Below are 7,432 nucleotides of genomic sequence, written 5' to 3'. Positions count from 1 at the left end.
CGACCATGACGACTTCGAAGCGAGACCGCGCCGCAGCCCTGCCCGCCGACCTGCGCGAGGCCCTGCGCCGGCGGCTGGCCGGCCGGGCCGACACCGCGCAGGCCGCCGCCGACCGGGCCATCCCGCGCGCCGACCGCAGCCGGCCGCTGCCGCCCTCCTTCGTCCAGCAGCGGCTCTGGTTCCTGGACCGGCTGCGCCCCGGCGACCCGCGCTACAACAGCGCCGTCGCCCTGCGCTTCACCGGCGCGCTGGACCGCGCGGCCCTCGCCGCGGCGCTGACCGCCGTGGTGGCGCGCCACGAGGCGCTGCGCACCACCTTCGCGGAGAGCGACGGCCGGCCGGTGCAGACCGTCCTTCCGGCCGGGCCGGTCGACCTGCCGGTCCGCACACCGGCCGACGGCGAGAGCCTGGACGCCATCCTGCTCCAGGAGTACTCCCGGCCCTTCGACCTCGCCCGCGGGCCGCTGCTGCGCGCCCTGCTGGTGGCCGAGTCGCCGCACGCCCACGTGCTGCAGCTGACCGCCCACCACATCGTCACCGACGGCTGGTCCATGGGCGTCGTCCTGGACGAACTGTGCACCGCGTACGACGCCCTGGCCCGCGGCGCCGAACCCGGACTGCCCGAGGTCGCCGCCCAGTACCCCGACTTCGCGGTGTGGCAGCGCGAGCAGCTCTCCGGCGACCGGCTGGAGAAGCAACTCGCCCACTGGAAGGAGAAGCTGGCCGGCGCGGTGCCGCCGGAACTGCCGCTGGACCACCCCCGGCGCGGCGAGGAGGCCGGCCCCGGCGCCCTGCACACCTTCACCGTCCCCGCGCCGCTCACCGCCCGGCTGCGCGAACTCGCCGCCGAACGGCAGGGCACCCTCAACACCGCGCTGGTGGCCGGCACCCAGGCGCTGCTGGCCCGCTGGTCCGGCCAGGAGGACGTCACCGTCGGCTCCCTGATGGCCGGCCGCACCCGCACCGAGCTGGAACGGGCCGTCGGCTGCTTCGTCAACACGGTGGTCCTGCGCACCCGGGTGGCGCCCGACGCCTCCTTCCGCGAGCTGCTCGCGGCCGCCACCGGGACCGGCAACGACGCCCTCGCCCACGGCGACACGCCGTTCGAGCGGATCGTCGAGGCGGTCGGCGCGCCCCGCGAGGCCGGCCGCAACCCGCTGTTCGACGTGCTGGTGCTGCTGCACCCCGCCCCGGCCGCGACCGGTGACCCGCACGGACTCGCCACCGCCCCGGTCACCGTGCCCCGGCAGGCCGCCACCTTCGACCTCAGCGTGGAGTTCGTCCCCGACGGCGAGGCGCTCACCGGCGTCCTGGAGTACCGGGCCGACCTCTTCGACGCCCCCACCGCCCGCCGGACGGCCGAGCAGCTGCTGCGGCTGCTGGAGGGCGCCGCCGCCGAACCGGACCGCCCGCTCGCCACCCTGCCGCTGCTCTCCGCGCGGGAGACCGAGCGGGTCACCCGGGACTGGAACGCCACCGCGCTGCCCGTCGAAGCCGTGAGCCACCCCGAACTGTTCCGCCGCCGGGCCGCCCTGACCCCGCACGCCCTCGCCCTGGTCGCCGGGGAGGAGCGGCTCGACTACGCGACCCTCGACGCCCGCGCCGAACGGCTCGCCCGCCACCTGATCGCCCGCGGTGCCGGCCCCGAACGGCTGGTCGCGCTGCGGCTGCCGCGCACCGCCGACCTGGTGGTGGCCGTCCTCGCGGTCTGGAAGGCCGGCGCCGGCTACCTGCCGCTGGACCCGGCGCTGCCCGAGGAGCGCGTCCAGTACCTGCTGGAGGACGCCCGCCCGGCCCTGCTGCTGGACGAGGAGACCCTGCGCGCCCTGGCGGACACCGACCCCGGTGACACGGACACCGGCGACGACACCGGCGGCACCGGCCCGCTCGCCCCGCCGGACCTCTCGACCACCGCGTACGTGCTCTACACCTCCGGCTCCACCGGCCGCCCCAAGGGCGTCACCGTCCCGCACCGCGCCCTGGCCCACCTGCTCGCCGCCCACCGGGCCGGCTTCGTCGCCGACGCCGGCGGCGGGCCGCTGAACGTCGCGCTGACCGCCTCCCTCTCCTTCGACACCTCGCTGGAGGGCCTGCTGCTGCTGGCCGACGGCCACCCGCTGCACCTGGTCGACGAGACCACCCGGATGGACCCGGCCGCCCTGGTCGAGTACGTCGTGCGCCACCGGATCGACTTCCTCGACCTCACCCCCTCCTACCTGCGCCAACTGCTGCCCGCCGGGCTGCTCGACGACCCCCGCCACCGCCCCCGGGTGCTGATGCTCGGTGGCGAGGCGGTCGCCCCCCGGCTCTGGCGCGAACTCGCCGCCCGCCCCGGGACGGCCGCCTACAACTACTACGGCCCCACCGAGTGCACCGTCGACGCGCTCGCCTGCCGGATCGACGGCGGGGACAGGCCGCTGGTGGGCCGCCCGCTGCCCAACGTCCGCGCCTACGTCCTGGACGGGCGGCTCCGGCCGGTGCCGCCCGGGGTGAGCGGCGAACTCCACCTGGCCGGCGAGCAGGTCGCCCGCGGCTACGCCGGCCGCCCCGGCCTGACCGCCGCCCGCTTCACCGCCGACCCGTACGGGCCGCCCGGCAGCCGGATGTACCGCACCGGCGACCTCGCCCGCTGGACCGCCGACGGGCGCCTGGAGTACCTCGGGCGCGCCGACGACCAGGTCAAGGTGCGCGGCCACCGGATCGAACCCGGCGAGATCGAGGGCGCCCTGCTCGACCTGCCGGAGGTCGCCGCGGCCGCCGTGGTCGCCGTCCCCGACGCCCACGGACAGAACCGGCTGGCCGCCTACCTGGTGTTCGCCGACGGCGCCGCCCGCCCCTTCGCCGAACTGCGCGCCGCCCTGCGCCGGGTGCTGCCCGACCACCTGGTGCCGTCCTCCTTCACCGTGCTCGACGCGCTGCCGCTCGGCACCAGCGGCAAGCTCGACCGCCGCGCCCTGCCCGCCCCCGAAACCGAGGCCCGGGAAGGGGAGTTCGTCGCCCCGCGGACCCCGGAGGAGGAGACCCTCGCCGCCATCTGGGCCGAGGTGCTCGGCGTGCCCAGGGTCGGCGTCACCGACAACTTCTTCGAACTCGGCGGCGACTCGATCCTGAGCATCCAGGCCGTCTCCCGGGCCCGCGCCGAAGGCCTGCGGATCGGCTCCCAGGACGTCTTCCGCCACCAGACCGTCGCCGACCTGGCCGCCGCCGCCCGCACCGCCGGCGCCGGGGCCGCCGTCGAGCGGCACCGGGAGGAGGGGCCCGCCCCGCTCACCCCCGTCCAGGAGTGGTTCTTCGCCGCCCACGGGCCGCTGCGCCACTTCACCATGTCGATGCTGCTCGACCTGCCGCACGACCTGGACGAACCGGCCCTGGAACGGGCACTGACCGCCCTGGTGGCCGCCCACCCCGCGCTGCGCACCCGCTTCACCCGCACCGGGGCCGGCTGGCGCCAGGAACCGGTCGCCGACGCCGCACGGCCACTGACCGTCCTCGACCCGGGCGCGGACCGGACCGGAGCCGCCGAGACCGCCCGGCTGGAGGCCGCCGAGACCGCCCGCGCCCAACTGGACCCGGCCACCGGCGCCCTGCTGCGCGCCGTCCTGTTCCGCCCCGCCGACGGGGAGCGGCCCCAGCTCTTCCTGACCGCCCACCACCTCGCCGTGGACAGCGTCTCCTGGCGGGTGCTGCTCGCCGAGCTGCCCGAGGCCTACCGGCGGGCCGCCGCGGGCGCCACCCCCGAGCCCGCGCCCGAGCCCACCGCGTTCACCGACTGGGCCCACCGGCTCGCCGCACTCGTCCGGGCCGGCGGCCTGGACGCCGACCTGCCGTACTGGAGCGCCGAGACCGCCGCCCCCGCCGATCCGCTGCCCGTCGACCTGCCCGGCACCCCCACGGCCGGCTCGGTGCGCACCCTGCGCAGCCGGCTCGACCGGGCCACCACCGGGGCGCTGCTGCGCAAGGTCCCCGAGGTCTACCGCACCCAGGTCAACGACGTGCTGCTCAGCGCCCTGGGCCGGGCCCTCGCCGACTGGACCGGCACCGGACGGGTCACGGTCGCCCTGGAGGGCCACGGCCGCGAGGACCTCTTCGACGACCTCGACCTGTCCCGCACCGTCGGCTGGTTCACCACCCAGTACCCCGTCACCCTCGCCCCGGCCGGCCCCGCCGACGCCCCCGACTGGGCCGCCACCCTCAAGCAGGTCAAGGAGCGGCTGCGCGCCGTGCCCCGCCGCGGCCTGGGCTACGAGGCCCTCGCCCGGCTCGGCTCGCCCGCCGAGGGCGCCGGGGCCCTGCGGGACGTCCCGCTGCCGCAGGTCTGCTTCAACTACCACGGCCAGTGGACCGCCCCCGAGGTCGGCGACTTCGCCCCCGCCGGGCCGGCCCCCGGCCCGGACCTCGCCCCGGACGAGCGGCCGGCCCACCTGCTCGACGTCTCCGCCGTGGTCGCCGACGGCGAACTCGAACTCACCTGGCACTACAGCGACGTGGTCCACGAGGCCGACACCGTCCGGCGGCTGGCCGAGGCCGTGACCACCGCCCTGGGCGCCATCGTCGAGCACTGCGCGAGCCCCGGCGCCGGCGGCCGCACCCCCTCCGACTTCCCGCTCGCCGGGCTCGACCAGGAGACGCTGGACCGGCTGGTCGGCGACGGCCGGGACGTGACGGACCTGCTGCCGCTCACCCCGCTCCAGGAGGGCATGCTCTTCCACCGCCTGGTCGGCGGCGAGGACGACGTCTACCTGGACCAGGCCTCCCTGCTGCTGGAGGGCGTCGCCGACCCGCACGCCCTCGCCCTGGCCTGGCAGCGGGTCGCCGACCGCACGCCCGCGCTGCGCACCTCGGTGGTCTGGGAGGGCGTCCCCGCCCCGCTCCAGGTGGTGCGCCGGGGCGTCCGGCTGCCGGTGACCCACCTGGACCTGCGGGCCGCCGACCCGGCCGCGCGCGCCGAACGGCTGGCCCGGCTGCGCGCCGAGGACCTCGCCCTCGGCCTGGACATCGCCACCGCGCCGCTCACCCGGCTCACCCTGGTCCGGCTGCCCGAGGCCCGGGTCCAGCTGCTGTGGACCTCCCACCACCTGATCCTGGACGGCTGGAGCCTCGCCCAGGTGCTCACCGACGTGTTCGCCGAGTACGCGGCGCTCACCACCGGCGCGGCGCCCGCCCCGGCGGTGCGCCGGCCCTTCGCCGACTACGTCCACTGGCTCGCCGGGCAGGACACCGGGGCCGCCCGGTCCCACTGGCGGTCCGTCCTGGACGGCTTCGCCACCGCCACCCCGCTGCCCGCCGACCGGGTGCGGCACGAGGCCCACCGGGCCCGCTCGGCCGGCAGCCACAGCGCCGCCCTGTCCGAGGAGGTCTCCGAGCGGCTCGCCCGTACCGCCCGCCACGCCGGGCTGACCCTGGGCACCGTGGTCCAGGGCGCCTGGGCGCTGCTGCTCTCCCGCTACAGCGGCGAACCGGACGTGCTGTTCGGCACCACCGTCTCCGGCCGGCCCGAGGAACTGCCCGGCGTCGAGTCGATGATCGGCATGTTCATCAACACCCTGCCCACCCGGGTCCGGGTGGACGGCGCCCGCACCGCCGCCCACTGGCTGCGGGAACTCCAGGACGACCAGGCCGAGGCCCGCCGGCACTCGGCGGTCTCGCTCGCCGAACTCACCGGCTACAGCGACGTCCCGTCCGGCAGCGCGCTGTTCGACAGCATCGTCGCCTTCGAGAACTACCCCTTCGACGACGCCCGGGCCGCCGGCACCGGGGTGCGCCTGGCCGAGGTCTCCTCCCGGGACGCCACCAGCTTCCCGCTGGTGCTGCGCGCCTACCAGGGCGGGCAGGTCGGCTTCGACCTCGCCTACGACCCCGGCCTGTTCGACGCGGCGACCGTGCGCGCCCTCGCCGAGCGGCTCTGCCTGCTGCTCACCGAGCTGGCCGCCGGACTGGACCGCCCGCTGCGCGCGCTGGCCTGGACCACCGCCGAGGAGCGGCGCCGGCTGCTGGTCGACTGGAACGGCACCGCGCAGGGCCGGCCCGGGCGCAGCCTGGTCGAGCTCTTCGAGGAGCAGGCCGCCCGCACCCCGGACGCCGAGGCCGTCACCTGCGGCGAGGAACACCTCGACTACGCCGACCTGGACGCCCGGGCCGACCGGCTCGCCCACCGGCTGGCCGAGTTCGGCGCCGGCCCCGAGCGGTACGTCGCCCTCGCGCTGCCCCGCACCGCCGAGCTGGTGGTGGCCGTCCTCGCCGTCCTCAAGACCGGCGCGGCCTACCTGCCGCTCGACCCGGGCCTGCCCGCCGAACGCAGAGCCGAACTGCTGCGCGACGCCGCCCCGGTGGCCCTGGTGACCCTGGAGACCCCGGAGGCCCCGGACGGGCCGACCGGCGTCGACGTCCCCGTCCTCGCCCTGGCCGACCCCGGGGTGCGCGCCGACCTGGCCCGGCGCCCGGCCGGCCCGCTCGGCCCGCGAGGAGGCCCCGGCCACCGCCCGCTGCCCGACAGCCCCGCCTACGCCATCTTCACCTCCGGCTCCACCGGCCGCCCCAAGGGCGTCGTGGTGCCGCACGCCAACGTGGTGCGGCTCTTCGAGCGGACCCGGGAGCTGTTCGGCTTCGGCGCCGACGACGTCTGGACGCTCTTCCACTCCTACACCTTCGACTTCTCGGTCTGGGAGCTGTGGGGCCCGCTGCTGCACGGCGGCCGGCTCGTGGTGGTGCCCGAGGACACCGCCCGCTCCCCGGAGGACTTCCTGCGGCTGCTCGCCGAGGAACGGGTCACCGTCCTCAACCAGACCCCGTCCGCCTTCCACCAGCTGGGCCGCGCCGACGCCCGGCTCCCGGAGGTCTCCGCCCGGCTGGCGCTGCGCACGGTGGTCTTCGGCGGCGAGGCGCTGGACGTCACCCGGCTCGCCGACTGGTACCGGCGCCACCCCGAGGACGCGCCGCGGCTGGTGAACATGTACGGCATCACCGAGACCACCGTGCACGTCACCCACACCGCGCTGGACCGCGCCACCGCCACCGCCGGCGGCCCCGGCCCGATCGGCACCGGCATCGCCGACCTGCGGCTGTACGTGCTCGACGACGACCTGGCCCCGCTGCCCCCGGGCGCGGTCGGCGAACTGTACGTGGCGGGCGAGGGGTTGGCCCGCGGCTACCTCAACCGGCCCGGCCTGACCGCCACCCGCTTCCTCGCCGACCCGTTCGGCGCCCCCGGCACCCGGATGTACCGCACCGGCGACCGGGCCCGCCGGCAGGCCGACGGCACCCTGCGCTACCTGGGCCGCGCCGACCAGCAGGTCAAGATCCGCGGCTACCGGATCGAACCCGGCGAGATCGAGGCCGCCCTCCAGACCCACCCCGGCGTGGGCCTGGCCACCGTCGGCGTCCACGAGGACGCCGCCGGCACCCGCCGGCTGGTCGCACCACGACCCCGCAACAG

The 7,432-nt window shown here is 77.1% G+C and carries 1 protein-coding gene; it reads left to right on the top strand.

All coding sequences use genetic code 11. The annotated features are described in order from the left end of the window. Positions 1–5: 5 nt before the first annotated feature. Positions 6–7,432 (top strand): amino acid adenylation domain-containing protein (locus ACWGKU_RS21750; protein WP_452191528.1); only part of this gene is annotated, 7,427 nt, incomplete at its 3' end.

The organism is Kitasatospora sp. NPDC054768, from assembly GCF_053612025.1.
Note: the sequence above shows the minus strand (reverse complement) of the source record. Positions and strands in the feature narration are given on the sequence as shown.